The organism is Vibrio sp. 1F255 (assembly GCF_041439145.1).
GTDB classification, from domain to species: Bacteria; Pseudomonadota; Gammaproteobacteria; order Enterobacterales; family Vibrionaceae; genus Vibrio; species Vibrio crassostreae_C.
This window is the reverse complement of the sequence record NZ_JBGONQ010000028.1, coordinates 32,095-50,455: the sequence shown is the minus strand read 5'-3', so window position 1 is coordinate 50,455 and position 18,361 is coordinate 32,095. Positions and strand designations below refer to the sequence as shown.

At 45.0% G+C, this 18,361-nt stretch carries 15 protein-coding genes; 7 read left to right on the top strand and 8 right to left on the bottom strand.

The features are described from left to right. Positions 1 to 77 precede the first annotated feature (77 nt). Positions 78 to 1,739, top strand: coding sequence for a methyl-accepting chemotaxis protein (locus ACED41_RS15610; RefSeq protein WP_371725253.1), 1,662 nt, complete (start codon positions 78 to 80; stop codon positions 1,737 to 1,739). A gap of 114 nt (positions 1,740 to 1,853) precedes the next feature. Here ACED41_RS15610 and ACED41_RS15605 read toward each other — a convergent pair whose 3' ends face one another. Then, a complete protein-coding gene (locus ACED41_RS15605; protein ID WP_017064933.1) occupies positions 1,854 to 2,723 on the bottom strand; it encodes a LysR family transcriptional regulator in 870 nt (289 codons plus the stop codon). Between the two features lie 209 nt (positions 2,724 to 2,932). Between ACED41_RS15605 and ACED41_RS15600 the strand changes: the two genes are divergently transcribed. Further along, on the top strand, positions 2,933 to 3,280 hold the full coding sequence (locus ACED41_RS15600; protein ID WP_371725252.1) for a DUF3316 domain-containing protein: 348 nt from the start codon (positions 2,933 to 2,935) through the stop codon (positions 3,278 to 3,280). A 173-nt stretch (positions 3,281 to 3,453) separates the two neighbouring features. Here the strand turns inward: ACED41_RS15600 and ACED41_RS15595 are convergent, their stop codons facing one another. After that, positions 3,454 to 5,091 carry a methyl-accepting chemotaxis protein gene (locus tag ACED41_RS15595; protein WP_371725251.1) on the bottom strand — a complete coding sequence of 546 codons (1,638 nt, stop codon included), beginning with the start codon at positions 5,089 to 5,091 and terminating at the stop codon, positions 3,454 to 3,456. Between the two features lie 260 nt (positions 5,092 to 5,351). Between ACED41_RS15595 and ACED41_RS15590 the strand changes: the two genes are divergently transcribed. Further along, complete coding sequence (locus ACED41_RS15590) at positions 5,352 to 5,777, top strand: DUF3010 family protein (RefSeq protein ID WP_017061669.1); 426 nt, start codon at positions 5,352 to 5,354, stop codon at positions 5,775 to 5,777. Between the two features lie 104 nt (positions 5,778 to 5,881). On the opposite strand, the gene ACED41_RS15585 is transcribed toward ACED41_RS15590, so the two are convergent. Beyond that, positions 5,882 to 6,781: a DMT family transporter gene (locus ACED41_RS15585; protein WP_371725250.1), complete on the bottom strand. Its 900-nt coding sequence runs from the start codon at positions 6,779 to 6,781 to the stop codon at positions 5,882 to 5,884. Between the two features lie 124 nt (positions 6,782 to 6,905). Here ACED41_RS15585 and ACED41_RS15580 point away from each other — a divergent pair, with 124 nt between their 5' ends. Further along, positions 6,906 to 8,333: an aminotransferase class I/II-fold pyridoxal phosphate-dependent enzyme gene (locus tag ACED41_RS15580; protein ID WP_171732861.1), complete on the top strand. Its 1,428-nt coding sequence runs from the start codon at positions 6,906 to 6,908 to the stop codon at positions 8,331 to 8,333. A 114-nt stretch (positions 8,334 to 8,447) separates the two neighbouring features. Here the strand turns inward: ACED41_RS15580 and ACED41_RS15575 are convergent, their stop codons facing one another. From ACED41_RS15575 to ACED41_RS15565, 3 genes are all read right to left on the bottom strand, one after another. Then, positions 8,448 to 8,996 carry a carboxymuconolactone decarboxylase family protein gene (locus ACED41_RS15575; RefSeq protein WP_371725249.1) on the bottom strand — a complete coding sequence of 183 codons (549 nt, stop codon included), beginning with the start codon at positions 8,994 to 8,996 and terminating at the stop codon, positions 8,448 to 8,450. A 236-nt stretch (positions 8,997 to 9,232) separates the two neighbouring features. Next, positions 9,233 to 9,802, bottom strand: a complete 570-nt coding sequence (locus ACED41_RS15570; protein ID WP_371725248.1) for a GNAT family N-acetyltransferase — start codon at positions 9,800 to 9,802, stop codon at positions 9,233 to 9,235. After that, complete coding sequence (locus tag ACED41_RS15565; RefSeq protein WP_371725247.1) at positions 9,803 to 11,038, bottom strand: MerR family transcriptional regulator; 1,236 nt, start codon at positions 11,036 to 11,038, stop codon at positions 9,803 to 9,805. 490 nt (positions 11,039 to 11,528) lie between these two features. Between ACED41_RS15565 and ACED41_RS15560 the strand changes: the two genes are divergently transcribed. Beyond that, positions 11,529 to 12,692 carry an amino acid permease gene (locus ACED41_RS15560; RefSeq protein WP_371725265.1) on the top strand — a complete coding sequence of 388 codons (1,164 nt, stop codon included), beginning with the start codon at positions 11,529 to 11,531 and terminating at the stop codon, positions 12,690 to 12,692. Positions 12,693 to 12,812: 120 nt separating this feature from the next. On the opposite strand, the gene ACED41_RS15555 is transcribed toward ACED41_RS15560, so the two are convergent. Next, the gene (locus ACED41_RS15555) at positions 12,813 to 14,792 is read right to left on the bottom strand and encodes a methyl-accepting chemotaxis protein (RefSeq protein WP_017061662.1); all 1,980 of its coding nucleotides are present in this window, start codon (positions 14,790 to 14,792) and stop codon (positions 12,813 to 12,815) included. 495 nt (positions 14,793 to 15,287) lie between these two features. On the opposite strand from ACED41_RS15555, the gene ACED41_RS15550 reads away from it, so the two are divergent. Next, on the top strand, positions 15,288 to 15,461 hold the full coding sequence (locus tag ACED41_RS15550; protein ID WP_017061661.1) for a hypothetical protein: 174 nt from the start codon (positions 15,288 to 15,290) through the stop codon (positions 15,459 to 15,461). 139 nt (positions 15,462 to 15,600) lie between these two features. Next, positions 15,601 to 16,185, top strand: a complete 585-nt coding sequence (locus ACED41_RS15545; RefSeq protein WP_017064940.1) for a TetR/AcrR family transcriptional regulator — start codon at positions 15,601 to 15,603, stop codon at positions 16,183 to 16,185. 125 nt (positions 16,186 to 16,310) lie between these two features. Here the strand turns inward: ACED41_RS15545 and ACED41_RS15540 are convergent, their stop codons facing one another. Then, positions 16,311 to 18,176 (bottom strand): fructose-specific PTS transporter subunit EIIC, encoded by a 1,866-nt coding sequence (locus ACED41_RS15540; protein ID WP_371725246.1) that lies wholly within the window; start codon positions 18,174 to 18,176, stop codon positions 16,311 to 16,313. Positions 18,177 to 18,361: the final 185 nt, after the last annotated feature.

Genomic DNA, 18,361 nt, shown 5'->3' with positions numbered 1-18,361 from the left:
ACAAGCCCATTTACATTTTGAAACCACATTAATAATGTGTTGAAAATTGCATGAGACAATCACACAGGAAGCGTGACATGACCCTAACCATCAAAAACCGCCTTTATATTCTCTCTTTTATTCCACTGCTACTGATGGCAATTGGGATGATGAGCGTGACGTATATGAAGAGCACCGAGCTAACCGCACAACAAGTAGAATCGACGCGTAGCAATATGATGGCGATGAAAGAAAAGGAACTTAAAGCGTATCTGCAAATGGCTCAATCTTCTATTAGCCCGTTCTTGGAAAGAGGTGCAACATTAGAAGAAGCCTTACCGACATTAAGAACTCTCGAATATGGCGAGTCTGGCTACATCTTTGGCTACGACTCTAAAGGCGTTCGAGTAGTTGTTGGGCAAAATAACGATGGCATTGGTAAAAACTACTACGACCTGCAAGACAAAAAAGGCAACTACCTGATTCGTGACTTGATCAAGAACTCAAAGCTTGGTGAGTTCACCACCTACTACTTTCCAAAACTTGGTCAATCAGAAGCTCTACCGAAACTGAGCTACTCGATATTCGTTCCCCAGTGGGACTTGATGCTAGGCACAGGTTTCTATACTGACGACATCGATGCTGTAATCGCAGAGATGAAAGAGAGCTCGAATGTCGCGTTACAAAGCTCATTGACGGCGATCGCTATATTCTGTGGTTTGATTGCCCTAGTAGTTGCTGTGTTTGCCGTTGCCGTCAACCGCACAATCATGCGACCACTCGAGCAGTTTGATCGTTCAATCAGCGCATTCGCGAGTGGCGAAGCCGATTTAACCGCTCGAATGGAAACATTTAAAGCGCCTGAGTTCACTAAGCTCAGCGAGAACTTCAACGCCTTCGTGGCAAGCCTGCAAACCATCATTCGCAGCGTAAGCGATGTCGGTCAGCAAGTCGTAGCCGAGACATCTAGCATGTCTTCTCGCGCTGCGCAGGTCGACGAGATTGCTACTGGGCAACGTGAAGAGACTGAACAAGTTGCAACGGCGATGACTGAAATGACCACAACGGCGCAAGAGATCTCGAGCAACGCTAGCCAAGCGGCGGATTCCGCTAAACTTGCAGAGGGCAATGCCAAAGAAGCGCAACAGATAGTAAACGCCGCTGCAGATTCGGTGGCAGGCCTAGCGAACGAAGTATCAGAAGCCAACACTGTCGTGTCTCGTTTAGAAGGTGATGTGCAGAATATCTCCTCTTCGTTGGCGGTCATCCAAGACATTGCCGAGCAAACTAACCTACTCGCGTTGAATGCCGCGATTGAAGCTGCACGTGCAGGCGAACAAGGTCGTGGGTTTGCTGTGGTTGCGGACGAGGTTCGTAAACTGGCAAGCCGTACTCAAGAAAGCACTGGCGACATTCACAAGATGATTGAGCAACTTAAAGCTGCCTCAGATGCTGCTGTGAAAGCGATGGATTCAAGTCAAAACCGAAGTGCGCAAACCGTGGAAGAAGCGAGTGCCGCAGCCAAAGCACTGGCGAAGATCCAAGCGTCGATTGATACCATCATGGACATGAACTCGCTTATTGCGACAGCCACTGAACAGCAAAATATTGTAGGACAAGAAATATCTCAACGCATCGTGGTGATTTCTGACCAAAGCTCACAATCGGCAGAACTCGCGAATCAAAACCGTACAGGTAGCCAAAACCTCAACAGTCGTGCAAATGAGCTGTATCACTTGGTGGATCGCTTCACCGTCTAATACATTTTCGGTCTAGTAAGCCGTAATCAAACGATAATTAATCCTAAAACACGTCGGGCTTCAGAATCTCTATTCTGAAGCCCGTTTTTATCGGTGGAGGTTTTAAGCCATACACTAATCCAATTGCTCAGAAAGGAAGTCCACCAGCAGGCGAACCTTTGAAGATAAGTTGCGGTTCTGAGGATAAAGCGCCCAGATCCCTTCTTTGTCATCTCGATAATCGGACAGCACCTCAACCAACTCACCAGAATCAAGGTCTTCACTCACATAGTATTCAGGCAACTGCACCAAGCCAATGCTCTGCTTAGCTGCGTCTAACAAGGCTAAACCACTGTTGCACTTAATGCGTCCGTTAACACGAACTGAGCGAGGGCGTCTATTTTCTTTGAAACGCCAATGTTCAAATCCACCGACTAAACATTGGTGATTATTTAATTCTGATAATGTATGCGGCTCGCCATAACGTTCAATATATTCAGGGCTTGCACATACATAAAGTTGGCGTTGAGACAGCCTCTTTGCCACAAGGCTTGAGTCTTCCAAGCGGCCAAGACGAATCGCAACATCAACACCCGAATCGATAAGATCGAGCTTTTGATTGGTCAGCATCAGCTCAAGCTCTACTTGCGGGTGAAGCTTTAAGAATTGATGCAGTATTGGGGCGAGTTGGCGCTCACCATAAGTCACAGGCGCGGTGACTTTCAGTAAGCCTTTGGGTGTGGATTGCATCTGCGTGACCGCAAGCTCAGCAATTTCTAAACCTTCGACCAACAACTTACATTGTTGGTAATAGAGTTGCCCAGCCTCTGTAAGAGACACCTTTCGAGTCGTTCGATTGAGCAGTTTCACTGCGAGTCGTTCTTCGAGGTTTGCTACTCTACGACTGATTTGAGCCACCGACGTAGCGAGCTTCTGCGCCGCACCAGTAAAGCTTTCACGCTCTGCCACTGCAACAAACTCACTTACCCCTTCCCAATTGGCCATGCCTTTACCTTATGCTGAACTTTGGTTACCCATACAGTGTATTGAAGTTAGATATCAGTGTCACCTTGCTTGATATGCGCTGTGCATTAATCTTCGGCACCTATAGTCATTCCCTTACAGAACCATATTTTTGTCCTAACATTAACCTCATCCTCTATTGCTAGGGTGAGAATCTCTAAAACACTGGTACAACAAAGTAAGGTATCCCTTTGAAGAAGTTAATCATACTTGCATCAACTCTTGTACTCAGCACCACTGCGTTTGCAGCAACTAAAACAACAATTCAAGAAACAACGCTAAAATCTGATACATTTGTTACTGAAGCGGAAGCATACGATGCAGGCACCAACCTTATGGATGAGTTAAGCGCAAAAACACCTTTTGGGCTTTCAAGAGAACTGCCACAGTTCCAACAGACAACCAAATACGATTCGTTCAAGATTGATGACGCGAATATGGAAGTGAAGAAAATCACTAACATGAGCGGTGACATTCATTACCAAGCGAACGTAAAAGTTGACTACCGTTACACATACAAAGACGGTCGCAGCAGCTAACACCGAATGATTGATCAGGTCTAAAAACTGATCACCTAGTCAAAAGACTGATCACCTAGTCAAAAAGAAAGTCCGCACTCATAGAGTACGGGCTTTTTTTCGTTCAGCGCTGATTAATGGAATTCAAACGAGCAACCATTATCGGCTCATATGCGTCTGTCTAATTTTGAAAATTACACTTCAAACTGAGACACAAGGCTATCTAGCGCTTCACACTGTTCAGCCAATGCCATACATGCATTTTCTGCGCTGCTTGCCATCTCAACCATTTGCATGGTGCTTTCAGCGATGCGTTGAACATTCTTATTCACTTCTTCAGACACTTGAGACTGTTGCGAAGCCGCCGTAGCAATTTGTGTGTTCATGTCATTCATCTTGCCAATTGAGTTTCGAATCTCACTCAATGAAGACGCTGCAGTTCCTGCTTGAACAATGGTTTTCTCGCCACTCACTTTGCTTTCAGTCATCACGCCAACCGCATGTTTAGCCCCCACTTCTAAGCGTTCAATCATTGATTGGATTTCGCCTGTACTGTCTTGAGTTTTGCTCGCAAGCGCACGAACTTCATCAGCCACAACTGCAAAGCCACGGCCTTGTTCACCCGCTCGTGCCGCTTCAATTGCCGCATTCAAAGCAAGTAGGTTGGTTTGCTCTGCAATGCCTTTGATCACACCAAGGATTGAGGCAATGTTCTTCACGTCTGTGTCCAGCTCTTGAACAACACCGCCCGCGTTCTCGATATCTTGCGCAAGGCGTTCAATCGAAGTCACGGTCAAGCCAAGCGTGGTGTCTGCCGATTCCACTTCATGATTGGCAACATTACTGGCGGTTGCCGCATCTAATGCATTACCACTCACCACTTCACTGGTTGCTTGCATCTCATGAACCGCCGCCGCGACTACTTCACTTTCACGCTGTTGGTTCGATGAAAATTCAGCAACACTTTGCGTTAACGATTTAATGTTTTCCATCTCAGCGCGTACCGCATTCGATGTAAAAATAACTTGTTCGACGGTGACATGGATCTTGCCAACAAACTGGTTGAAAGCAGAACTTAAACGAGCGATCTCATCATTACCTTCGACCTTCATACGTTGAGACAAGTTACCGTCACCCGATGCGATTTCATTCATCGCTTTCTCTACGTTCTGGATTGGCTGAACGATAAACCGATTGGATAACCACATAGCGAAAAGTGCAGCGAAAACAGCAACGGCCATACCCACTTCAATGATCAACTTACTCGATTCAATAGAGTCATCGGCTTGCTGGCGAAGCTCTTTCTGTTTCAATTCGATCAGAGTTCGGATATCGCGCAGTTGAGTACGAATGATCGCAAACTCTGCGTCAAGCGCTGGCGAGTAATCAATATTGTATTGGTCTGCGTTTGCTGGATCAGCGAACATTGGCTCGTGCAGTGCCACCCACTTGCTCATCGCGTTAACAAGCTTTGCTAACTCGCCACGTGAAGATGGGGCCAACACGCCCGCTTGATACAAGGTTTCGACACTTTGAAAACGAGGAACCGCTTTGTAAGCGTTGTCTTTAAATTCAAACTTTTGGTACTCGACCGCCGCTTGGTCTTTCGCAAGCAACAGACCTTGTGCCGAAGCGATAATTTGGTAGATATCTCGGTAGCCATCTTCTAGGTTATCTAGCACTGGCTGAACCACATTATTGAGCTCGTTATTAATCGCAGCCTGAGCATTAGATCTAATGACATTAAGCACAGTAACGGTAGAAAAAACAATCACAATCACCAACAGCGGGATCGCGATTTTACTCTTAATCGAAAGATTATTGATATTCATTGGGATTAATAACCATACTTCAAATAGGGATGCGCGCGCAATATACAGCACACATATAAAATCCCGCTAAGCTTTTGTGAGCTTCATCTCATAGCAAACGATACCGTAAATTCGTGTGATGTTTTTTTCAATCAAAGGTTAACTTTCGGCGACTAAAATACTCTCTGATTTAGACTTATTTGCTGCTGATACGCGCAAATACTGGAGAAGTGTTAGAAATAACACCATAATGTAGGGCTCTAAAATAAGTAGGTAAGAACATGAAAATTTGTGGTGTTGAAATCAAAGGTAACGATGCAGTCATCTGTCTTCTTTCTCTATCAGACGGCGTATTTAACATTCCTGATTGCCGAGTTTCTAAGGTTGCGATTAGCGACGCAAACGACACACAGAATATGAAAGACTTTCAATTCTCTTTTGCAAAGTTAATGGAAGATTACCAAGTAGAAAAAGTTGTAATTCGCCAACGTCAGACTAAAGGCAAATTTGCTGGCGGTGGTTTCGGCTTCAAACTTGAAGCAGCAATTCAGCTAATCGACGGCCTAGATGTAACCGTTGTGTCTCCAGCTGAAATCAAAGAAAGCCTTAAGCGCAACCCTCTTATGATGAAGTTCAAAGAGACCGGCCTTAAGCAATACCAAGAAGCACCGTTTACAACGGCTTACGCTTGTTTGATGAAACGCTAATCAAAAGTCGCTAGCCAATATTTTATATAGAAAGAGCCTGAATATTCAGGCTCTTTTTTGTTTCTAGTCATCGATTTTTAGTAGGATGAGTTTTGGTATACAAACTACCGCTCTAACACTGTTCGACTGCGAGCCTTAATCCATTCTGGCTTCCTCACCACCAAATAAACTGCAGCTGCCGACAACGCAAAGCCCATTGCACCATAGATATCGAATGATTCACCGAAAATAAGCCACGCTTGGATTGCTGTCGTCGGTGGCACCAAGTAAAAGACCGAAGCCACACTTGAAGATGCACCGTGCTCTACCATGTAAAGCAACAATAGGATGGCAACACAAGACAGAACGACCACCAGCCAAATTAGAGTCAACGTGAATTCTATCGTCCAGTTTACTTGCATAGTTTCGTAACGCATTGCGAACGGCAGAAACAACGCGGCAGAAGCCAAATATTGCACCATCGCACCGCCGACCATATCTGTCCCCTGACAGAAGCGCTTCTGATACAAAGTACCGCAGGTAATACCCACCAAAGAAACCAAACACAATAACGTTGCCAAGCCTTTTTGGTCGTCTGACTGCCATTCAATATTGCCCATCAACACCAAACTAATACCCGCAAAACCAAGCGCTAACCCCAACCACTGTGCAAAATTAAAACGCTGCGAAGTACAGCTGATCATAATCAATGCGGTAAGAATCGGTTGTAAGCCAACAAGTAGAGAACTCAACCCGGCGGGCATACCTATATCAATCGCCAGATAGGTGCCACCAAGGTAGAAACCATGAATCAAGATGCCAACCACACTTGCGTGGAAGAATGCTCGACCACGAGGAATACGACGCTTAAGGATTGCAATCAAAACCAAGAACAGCGCCACGTTGGCTACCATCCTCAATGAAAGTAATGTTGCGGGTTCGGCATATTCAACACCAAGACGTGCGCCGACAAAACCTGACGACCACAATATTACAAACACAAACGGAATCATTTTAATCAGCATTACAAACCTCTGGTCAACTCTTCATCAATGCTGTTACCTTAGTTGGGTACAGATAACTAATAAAGATACAGATATAACACTTTAAATGGTTACAGATTGAGAGTGTGCAACGAGGGAGAAACACGTGGAAGCAGAACTCAGCGGCAATAAATACCTTGCTACCGAACAACATATTAAGGCTCAGATCGATAAGGGGCTCTTTCATCCAGACGATCGCCTTCCCTCGATCCGCCAGTTAAGCGAACAGCTTGGCGTAAGCAAAAATACCGTAATTCGCGCCTATCAAGAACTGGAAGCCACAGGCTGGGTTTATTCAGTACCTAAATCTGGCTATCGCGTGAAAGCACCGAACACCACCAGCTGGGATGCATCAAGCCAACCTCAAAAAGTCGATCTGTTGTCTGTCACCAAATCGGTACTCTCTCGTCCAAAAGGTCGCCTGAAACTGTTGGCAGGCTCCGCGCACCCGAACATCAACAATCCTGCGATTCGTAGCTTGTATGCCGAGATTGGCCGTCACAGTCGATTACAAACTCAGCTTCCCGGTTATTACCAATTACCCCCCGGCGACGAGCAATTAGTAAAGCAATTGTTAAAGATCACTCATGATCTTGGTGTGCCTGCGGGATCGAAAGAGATTGCGATTACTCATGGTGCTCAACAGGCTATCAGTTTGGCTTTACGTGCGCTCACCAAGCCCGGTGACATCGTGGCGGTCGAGTCACCGTGTTACTTCGGCAATCTACTTTTACTTGAATCGCTTGGCTTACAAGCCCTTGAAATACCAAGCAGCGTTAGCCACGGTATTGACATTCCTTCGCTACAAAGTGCACTGGATAAATGGGAAGTGAAAACCTTACTGCTAACACCAAACTTTACTAACCCAACCGGCTCAAGAATGCCATTGGCGAATCGAAAAGCATTACTGGAGATCACCGGATCTTTACCAATTATCGAAGACGATGTGTTCGGTAGCTTGGCGTTCGATACACCAATCGCTAGCCTCAAAGAGCTTGATGACCAAGATAGAGTCATCTACGTCAACTCACTGTCTAAAACCTTAGACTCACGCTTGCGAATCGGTTGGTTATTGTCGGGGCGCTACCAACCTTTAGTCGAAAAGTACCTTTTATGCGACAACATGGGCAGCTCAAACCTGATGCAATCCGCGGTAGGGCAATTCCTCACTACCGGTAAATATCGCAGCCACTTATCCAAAATGAAACGGCTCTACCAAACCAACCAAAAGCAATTCCAAAGCCTGTTAATACAAGCACTAGATAGCCACCCACACCTTGTCGGGCAATACCACCTATCAAAACCGGAAGGCTCTTTTTTAAACTGGATAACACTGCCTGAATCGGTCGATAGCTACGCGGTCTATCAAGACTGTTTAAAGCATAAGTTGGGGATTTTACCCGGAACAGTATTTGGCACCAACGACCAATATAAACACTGCTTGCGCTTTACTGTTGCCAACATTGAAGAGAGCAAAGAGTGGAAAGAAGGGGTTGTGACACTAGCGAAGATAATCGCTAAGCACGTGCGTTAGGTTACCTTTCTAATTACCATTTAGACCAAAACAACAAAGCCCCATTCAACTGAGTGGGGCTTTCATCATTATCATATCTTGAGTTGCTTAAATACGATGGTTAGTTAAATACGATTACCCTTGCCAAGCGAACTGTTCAAAAACTTTGTCGACTGGCGTTTTAGCAACGTGGTTTACGTAATTACTGATCACTTTCTGAGACAGGCCAAGAATCACTTCTAGCACTTGTTGCTGACCGTAGCCCGCTTCGAAAAATGCTGCCATTTCACTTTCAGGCACATTGCCGCGGTTACGTACCATGCTCAGCGTAAAATCATGCAGGGCTTGCAGCTTTTCAGTGGGTAAAACTGTGCGATTACGCAGTGCTTCGGTGATTGCAGGATCAACCTTCATTGAATGTGCAATGCCAGTGTGTGCAGGAACGCAGTAGTGGCATTCGTGTTCAACGTTGATGGTTTGCCAAACAACCGTTAGCTCTTCAGCATCGAAAGATGAGTCACTAAACGCCTGATGAAGCTGAGTGTAAGCCTTAAGTGTGTTTGGAGATTCAGCCAACACACCAAACAAGCCCGGCACTCTGCCCATCTGCTTTTTAGCGCCCTCAAGAATAGGTTGGCTTTGCTCTGGCGCGGATTCTACTGAGTGAATTTTGAAGTTGCTCATTGCTCTATCCCTATCAATTTTCGGTTCTAAAGTTATTCAATCACGGAGCAATTAATGAATGTTCTCCGTTGGTGTAAAAACAATATAGATCAAACAAGAACGATCGTTCAAGTGTTATTTTGAACAGTTGTTCAATTTATACATTGAAGCCAGAAGAATGTCTTCGTTCATAACAAGAAAGCCCAACAGGCAAACACCTGATGGCTTTCTCTTTTTCTCAATTTTTTTGCAAGCGGCTACCAATATTCTGCGTGGGCCAAGCCTTTAACACAGCTCGACTTGCCACTTGTTACTTTAATTTCACCACCAGTCAACGATTGAGCCAACCAACCGTGAGAGAAACTCAATTCAAAGGGCGCAGGGACTTGCTCAACGGTAATTTGCTCAAAGCCCACTTTTGAATAGTAGTTAGGATCACCGTACGTCACTGCAAGCTCAATACCCTGCTCTTTTAGGAGCTGCAAACCGGAGTTAATCAGGCGCTGACCAATACCACGCTTTTGCACCTGAGTGCTCACCGCGACTGGCGAAAGCAAATATGCCTTGGTTTCATCGTCAAATGAAAGCGACGTAAAGATAATCGAGCCTACAATCGTACTATCCGCATCCGACTCACTAGAATCATCTTCAACAACAAAGCAAAATAGCTCTGTCGGAGCTGTGGTCGTTAAAAGATCGTTGGCAAGCTTACCTACTGTTTTACCTTCGTTCTCACCTTCTGAATCGGTAAAGGTCTGAGTAAAAAGCTGAGTGATCGTTTCGATCTCACTTGAATCATATTGTCTAAATTTCATGGTGTTACTCACTTACTTTAATTTCTTGAGCACAAAGAACTGATAATCAAAATCACGTTGTTCAGAACCTTTCGAAGGCTCTTGACCCAAACCGTTCTTTGATGTGCTGCTATCGAAAAATTGTTTAACTTCATTGTCGCAATCGACGAGCGCTTTTGAGTTCGGCATCGTTGCTTTAAGCGCTTCTATTCGCTTTTGAAAGGGCTGGTAATACGCAAGCCAACCAGCGTCACTCATTGCAAAGTGGTCCAAAACTTCATAACCCGCTGCTTTTGCCTGTTTAATACGCTCGGAAACCGTCGTCATGTCTGGGTACTCTTTCTGCCAGAACGCTTTGCTCGATTCGTTAGGTTGTTCGGTATTCCACACCAAATCATTAACGACCAATATGCCGTCATCACTGAGTAAATTTCGCCACTGCTTTAGCGCCTTTTCAACACCCATGATGTAAGCGCTGCCTTCCGACCAAATTAGGTCAAACGACTTAGCTTCAAACGGCAGATCCATCATGCTCGCACACACGGTTTTGACGTTGCTTTTTAAGCCAAGAGCCTGTGCTTGCTGAGTCAGAATATCTAAGCTCGGTTGATCATTATCTACCGCCGTTATGTGCACATCCGCTTGATGTTCTACTATGGCTTTCGCTAACACAGAGATGGCAATGCCTTTACCACAACCGATCTCAAGCACATGTTTGGGAGAAACTGGAACTTGTGCCAGCGCCTCTAGAGTATCTTCTGCGGTTCCTGGCCCTAAACGCTGTAAACCCTCAAAGATCACCTCAAAATCCGCCATGTACTGGTCATGATCGTTCATGTCTTTTGAAAGCCATTTCAGTCGCAGTGCTTGCTTCTCATCAAAGCCTTGCTTAATGAGCCAATCGAGATGCGCATCAGGCGCCACCTTGTCCATCGATTCATGCCAATCTTGCAAACCACTCTCGCCTAACAAGGCCGATAAAAGATCTCTCGAACGCTGTTTCTGAGCGATCTCTTCGTCCAATTGTTCGAGTCGGTTTTGTAACAAGGAGCGGTCAACCTTGGCATCCAAACACGCCTGACACTCTTTCAACGTCAGTCCACCCGCTTGTAACTGCTGCAACAATTTCACACGCTGCAAGTCGCGTTCGGAATAACTTCGATAACCATTACTGGTGCGTTGAGCTTCTATCAAACCCAACTTTCCATAGTACAAAAGCGTTGAACGGCTCAGGCCAACGAGCTCCGCTAATTCAGATATGCGATACATCCACTTCTCCCTCATTTCAGTAGTAAAGATAAACTATGAAGTTGTAGTCAGGTCAACAGAATTTTCGACACTTTTCTCGTTCTTTACCTATTTACCTTCAAATTGATAAAGCGATCTGAGCGTGTCTTTTACCCATAGAACGGTTAGTCATCGACATTGCCTGAACGGGATTCAGGAAAGGAGAAGTATTAAACTTGATGAATTGAAAACAATTAGCTCATAAACATACTTCTTTTTAACTGAATTTTGCCAATTTCTAAATCATTCAATAATGGACGAACGTTAACTAAACGATAAATAAACTCACCGAGTGAATACTTAAATCAACCACACATATACACCAGAAATTCCTGCTTAAATTTTTTAGAAAAATTCAAAATTTATTAGAAATTAACCCCTAACTTTACTGAGTATTTTGTTAGTCTTGGAAACAATTATTTACAATCCAAACAAAATTTAATTGGATCGCTTGAGGTTGTTTTTCTTGAATATGAAATTATTCGGCAGTTCTTTGATTCTGTCAGGAACTGCATTAGGGGCTGGCATGCTCGCTATTCCCATGGTGTTGGCCCAATTTGGCTTCATGATCAGCTCAGTGCTGATGCTACTTATCTTTATCGGCACCACATACTCTGCACTCCTCCTGGCAGAAGCATGCACTAAAACTAAAGACAACAGTGGCATGAGCAGTGTTGCTTACCTCACTCTGGGCAGCAAAGGTAAACACTTTATCAATGCACTCTTTTACCTGTTGCTAGTATGCATTTTGATCGCTTATATCTTGGGTGTCGGTGACATCATTCATAAGCTACTGCTCGACGTTGGTGTCGATGTATCAGCATCCGTTGCGTATACCATTTTCAGCCTATTGATGGGTGCTATCGTCGTCTCGGGCAAGTCTTATATCGACAAACTGAATCGCGGGCTATTCATCTTGATGGTCGTGATGCTGTTTATCGTTATCGCGTCATTATTTAGCAACATTCGCCTTGATTACCTAACTCAAACCAGCCAATACACGACCAACGACGTGGTGCAATACAGCGCAGTTATCTTTACTAGCTTTGCCTCTATGGTGGTGATCCCGTCACTGGTTATCTACAACCGTGAAGCAACTCAAAAGCAGATCCGCAATATGATTCTGCTTGGCTCAGTGATTCCATTAATTTGCTACCTGACTTGGTTATTCGCGATTATCGGCAACCTTGGCACAGACGCGATAAGCCAGTTCCACAATATCTCTGAGTTGATCTCTGCGTTCAGCGGCCAATCTGCTTGGTTGAAAGTGGTGATCGCTCTGTTCTCTGCTCTGGCCTTGGTGACTTCTTTCCTCGGCGTGTCGATGGCGCTTTACGACCAAAACAAAGATGCGGTGACCAACAACAAAGCGTTGGCTTATGCGCTAACCTTCATCTTACCTTTGGTATTAGCTGAGCTGTTCGCTAGCCAGTTTGTAAGCATGCTGGACTATGCAGGCATGGTCCTGGTGTTCCTAGCTATCTGGGGCCCACTCGCAATGGTAGTTAAGGTTCGCAGACCTGACTTCCCTCACCTACAAACCGAAGGCAGCTACACAGCAGCCGGTGGCGACACGGCATTAATGGCGACATTTGGTTTTGGTGCGTTGATTTTCGTGTCTTGGTTTATGGGGTAGATTCCATTGAATGGACTATCTGTTGCCATTTAGAAGACAGCAGATACAAATAGCCCGTTAGTCCTGCTATTAAAAGTAGAGACTAACGGGCATTTTACTTCTTATTGGAGTGCTTGCTAGTTAGCTCTTAAACGTACTCGCAATATCTTTCAATGAAGCTGCTAACTGAGCTTGTTCTTTGGCTGTTGCAGCTATTTGCGTTGCACCTGTCGTAGATTCTGTCGACTTCTGCTCTACTGCCATGACGTTTTGAGCAATATCTTGAGTCACTACCGCTTGCTCTTCGGTAGCGGTTGCGATCTGCTCAGTCATGCTAAAGATCTCGCTCACCGATGCTGAGATACCTTGTAAGGTGTGTTCCACCTCTTTTGAATCCTCAACCGCTTTAGACGACATCTTCTGACTGTTATCAATCACATTAAACGCGGTTTGCACATCAGACTGTAACGAGCTGATGAAACCTTCAATTTCAGCTGTCGACTGCTGAGTACGCTGTGCTAACGTGCGAACTTCATCAGCCACTACCGCAAATCCACGACCTTGCTCACCCGCTCTTGCCGCTTCAATTGCCGCGTTCAATGCTAACAAGTTAGTCTGTTCAGCGACGGACTTAATCACATCAATCACACTGTTGATGTTATTACTGCTCTCGTGTAAGTGCGTGATCTTTTCCGCTAGATCATTAATTTCAGATGCCAGTTTTTCGATAGAGTGGTAAGAGTTTTGAACCGTACTCAAACCTTCTTGAGACTGCTCATCGACCAGTTTAGCGGAACTTGCTGTCTGCTGAGTTTTAGTCGCCACCTCATTTACCGTTGCTGATAACTCTTCTGTCGCCGTCGCAACCAAGCCAATTTGGTCTTGTTGTTGCACTAGCGTGTTCGAATTGTAGTGACAGGTTTGTGAGGTTTCTTCAGCGGCTGAAGCTAAGGTCAGACTCGACTGAGACAGGTTGTCGATAACGTTTGAAAACTTCTCTAGCGTTTCGTTGAGTGCCGAAGAGATCTGTCCAAGCTCGCTGTTGCCAACGAACTTAGCGCGAACTGTTAAGTCGTTGTCATTACGAACCTTAGACAACATCACTGTAAGATCTTTTACTCTCATCGTCAGGTCGCTGATCGCCTTATAGCTCACGAAGGTCGCGAACAAGGTTATCAAAGCAAACAGACCAATACTCATCATCATCGCAGACTGCGCCTCTGACATTTTTTTCTCTGTCAGTGCGATAAGCGACTCTGCTAGGCGGTTTTCTGTTTTCTTTAGCTGAACAATACGAGCGGTAGATTGCGAGAACCAGTACACAGGATCAACATCAAAACCGCTCATCTTAGATTCAGCCAAACCACGAAGCTTTTCTACTTCTGCCACCGAACGATCATTCAATTGCTGTTCAAAGAAACGAACGTTAGCTGGGTTACTCAATACCTCAAAGTTTGAGAAATAGGTATTTTGCTCAGTCACCAAAGAGATGAATTTAACCAACATGCCTGGGCCAAATTCATTTTTAGAGAAGGTATTATTTAGGACAGCACGCTCGATACCCGCTCGCTCTTTACCTTGTAAAAAGTTGTAGTAAGCGATGGTTTCAGTGGTGATGGCAGCATCAGAGCTAAGCTCAGCAATTAACGCCGATACGCTCAGCAGCTTTGCATTCAGTTTGGTGTAGTAACCCAAAGCTTCAGACAGAGGAATCGATTGAGAATCCACTCGATTTCGAATAGAAGTAATTTGATTTAGGCTTTGGCTTATTTCAGTGTTCAGCCGAGTGATCTGCGGTAAATCGATTTCAGCAGATTGCCAGTATTCGGTTTTCAGATTACGTCTATTATCTGCACTGGCTCTTTGTGCACGTAGTTCACTGACAAACTTAGTGCCCTGTGAGCCGATAAACCCAGCCGTCATTCCACGCTCTTTTTGTAACTCATGCACAAGTTCACTGTACACAACCGACAAACGGGTAAGTTGGTTTAATGAAGACAATTCACTGGTGGTTTCTACGCCTTTTGAAATCGCAGAAACGCTAAGCCATAGAAATCCCAAGATCGGTAAAATAAGCAAAGCGATGATTTTTTGCTTAAAAGACATATCGGTTAATTTCATTATCATTTCCCTAGCAGCTAACAAATCTTTTCAGTCATCTAACTCGCACACCCTTAATAAGATGCGCCTCAATTGTGACTGTATAATTATTCAACTTGATCAATGTGCATCAATTACCGTGCTACACAGATCGCGATGCGATGAAGGTAACATTTAACCTTACAAAATTCATTGATTTACCGATAAAACTGTTAGCTAAGCGACCTAACGATACCCAAAACACATGCGACAACATTTTATTGACGTAAGCGACTGAAATCTGACACACTTTAACTACCCAAAAGGGGTAGGCCTGCACCAATTATGTGCTCAGAGAAAACGATATATTCAGAACTAACTATAGATTCAACGCTCACCAGCGATTGATTCACAACTAATCAACTCCCTATTCTGCGCTGATTAACTGTCTATTCCTCGTTAACTAAATATGTATAATGCCGAATTATCAAAGTAGAGATTCGCAATAAATATGCGACAACAACTGAGAGATATTGTATGGATTGTCCCGCTTGCGAAGAACATATCGGTTGGGAATGGGTAGAAGAAGCGGCTATTGAACCCAATGAGGAATTCGATTGTCCAGAGTGCGAAGCAACATTGATGTACACCATCGATGAAGGCACCTACTACGGCGCTCAGCACAAGACCGTAGAAGTTATTGATGATTAAGATTATTTCCTGATGATCTGGATGTTTTATTAACTCTTTGATGTTCTAAGCCTGCGCAAAGCAGCTAAACACACCTTTACTAGAACGGGCGTTCAGCATAAAATATTGAACATATGTTCAGATTAATGAAGTAGATGTTATGGCTAAGACCGCTAAGTTCGATAGACAAGACGTAGTAGATAAAGCAACGAACCTGTATTGGGAAAAGGGCTTTCATGCGACTTCTATGCGCAACCTGCAAGACGTGATTGATATGCGTCCGGGCAGCATCTACGCGACGTTCGGCAGCAAAGAAGGTTTGTTTAAAGAGACGCTTGCTCGCTATACCGAACTTGGCATCCTGAATCTGAACCGCTTCCGCAGTGAAACAGACTCTCCAATCAAAGCGCTCGAAAGCTTCGTCAAACGTGCTGTGGTCGAATCAAAACAAAGTTCGCCAAATGGCATGTGTATGCTGGCAAAAACGGTAGCAGAACTGACTGATGAACACGCCGAATTATTAGAAGAAGCAAAGAAATCACTCAAAATCATGGAAGGTGAGTTCGCTAAGCTGATCGCAGAATCACAAGAATTGGGTGAGATAAGCAAAGAGCGTGAACCGACTCAGCTTGCTCGTCATGTTCAGGTTCAAATCGCAGGCCTGCGTACCTACGCCAAAACCTGTGACGATATCGATTTACTCAACTCAATGGTTGAAGACGTATTTAAGTACCACCCTTTTTAGCGTTTGACCTGACTGATTGGGCACAATACAAAAAGACTCCACTTTCGCCTTAACAGGTCTGAGCGGAGTCTTTTTAGTTTTGATCTAGTTAACTTTATAGATGATAAACTTTGCGGTTTAAAGAGTTACACCTTTCTCATGATCAACGCCTGAGCATTAAGCATTGCTTCCTTAGTACTGACATCCAAGGTTTTCACGTTCGCAAAGCGTTCAACTTCTTTAATCGCCACATCGTGAGCAAAGATCACCAACCTCGCCCTTTCAATGTCTTTCTGGGTAATGCGATTACCTATTCCGTTGGCACCTTGGGTTTCGACTTTAATCCGAACCCCAAGATGATGCGCCGCCTTTTCTAAAGACTTCGCCGCTAAGAAAGTGTGGGCAACACCAGATGGACAAGAAGTGATCGCCAATACATCTGCTTGCCCTTCTTCCGTTACCGAACCACCGGTCAACTGATTAGAATTCACTTCACCTTCGACCACGTTCTTCTTCAGAAGAATCACGATCAGGGCTGTCGTTAGAGCCCCCGCTAGTGTGCCAACGATATAGCCAATCTTGCCATCAACCACTGGCAACACTATCCATCCACCCCATGGTGCATGGTTCACTACATGGAACATAAAGCCAACCACGTTACCGACAATGCCACCAGCAACAACCGCAGGCAGAACGCGCGCAGGATCGGCGGCAGCAAAAGGAATCGCGCCTTCACTGATGCCAATCATACCCATGATACCCGCCGCTTTACCTGCTTCACGTTCGTCTCTTTTGAATTTCTTTGGCGATAAGAAAGTCGCCAATGCCATACCTAGCGGTGGCGTACAAATCGCTATCCCGACACCGCCCATCAACCATGGTTGAGTATTCACCTGAGTTTGGGCAAACAGCGTTGCTACTTTATTGATCGGGCCGCCCATATCAAAGGCCGTCATTGCACCTAAAATACTGCCCAATACCATTTTTCCGGAGCCTGCCATGCCCGTGAGCATTTGGTTCATCTCAAGCATTACTTGAGCTATCGGAGAGCCAATCACCCACATCACCGCCCCACAGGTCACGAAGGTGCCGACTAATGGATAGATGAAGATAGAGCTCAGCGAGATCATGCTGTCTGGCAGTTTGATCTTCTTAAGTAGATTCACCACAAAACCAGCGAAGAAACCGACCACAATTGCACCGAGAAAGCCGGTATTGTATTGATTGACCGCAACCCAAGAACCAATCATACCGGGCGCTAAACCCGGTTTGTCGGCCATTGAATACGCGATGTAACCACCGAGCACCGCTGTAAACAGGGTTAACCCCGCGATGCCCATCTGTGCGATATCTGCTAACACACCGCTTTCAGGTACTGCACCATGACCCGACATCATCACCGACAAAGACAAAAGCACACCACCTGCAACCACGAAAGGAATCATGTGTGAGGTGCCGTATAATAAGTGTTCTTTGAGTCTATTGAGAGATTGTGCCCAAGGACTGAGCGGCTCGACATACACTTCATGATGGCTAGAAGCGTAGCTGTCGAAGGAATCTGAATTGGCTTCGAGAAACAGCTCTTGAGCCTCTTCGACCGACTCGACTGCCTTTAATTTTGTAACAAAGCCATCTTCGATCAGTTTGGTCGAGATCTGAGCCAGTACCTCGATATGATGGTCGTCGTTGTTGTCTGGTGAAGCGAGCATAAAGAACACATCGGAGAGTTCACCGCCATCAGCACCATAATCAATGCCCGTTCGGCTAATGCCTACTGCGACAGCAGGTTTAGCTACGACAGTGCTTTTCGCGTGTGGAATCGCAATGCCATCGTCAAAGCCTGTATTACCGATGGCTTCACGTTTCCAGATATCATCAAGGAATTCACGTTTATTGGAGAGCTTACCGGCACGGTCGAGCAGTTCAACAAGCTCTTCAAATACCGCCTGTTTTGAGTCTGCTTGTAGTTCCAAGCAGATAATCTCGGGCTCGATAATATTGGTGATATCCATATGTTGCTCTGCCTCGCCTGCATTCAGACTGAAGTAATTAGTGTCTGTTAACCTAGGAATAAGGTTAATAAGATGAAAAGATTAACGGTGTGAAGGCACTCAATATATAGGACGAAAGGTGCATTAACTGGATTATTGTAACCAAGAGCTCAGAGTGTGACTTTCACCTTGGAATAAAAAACGGC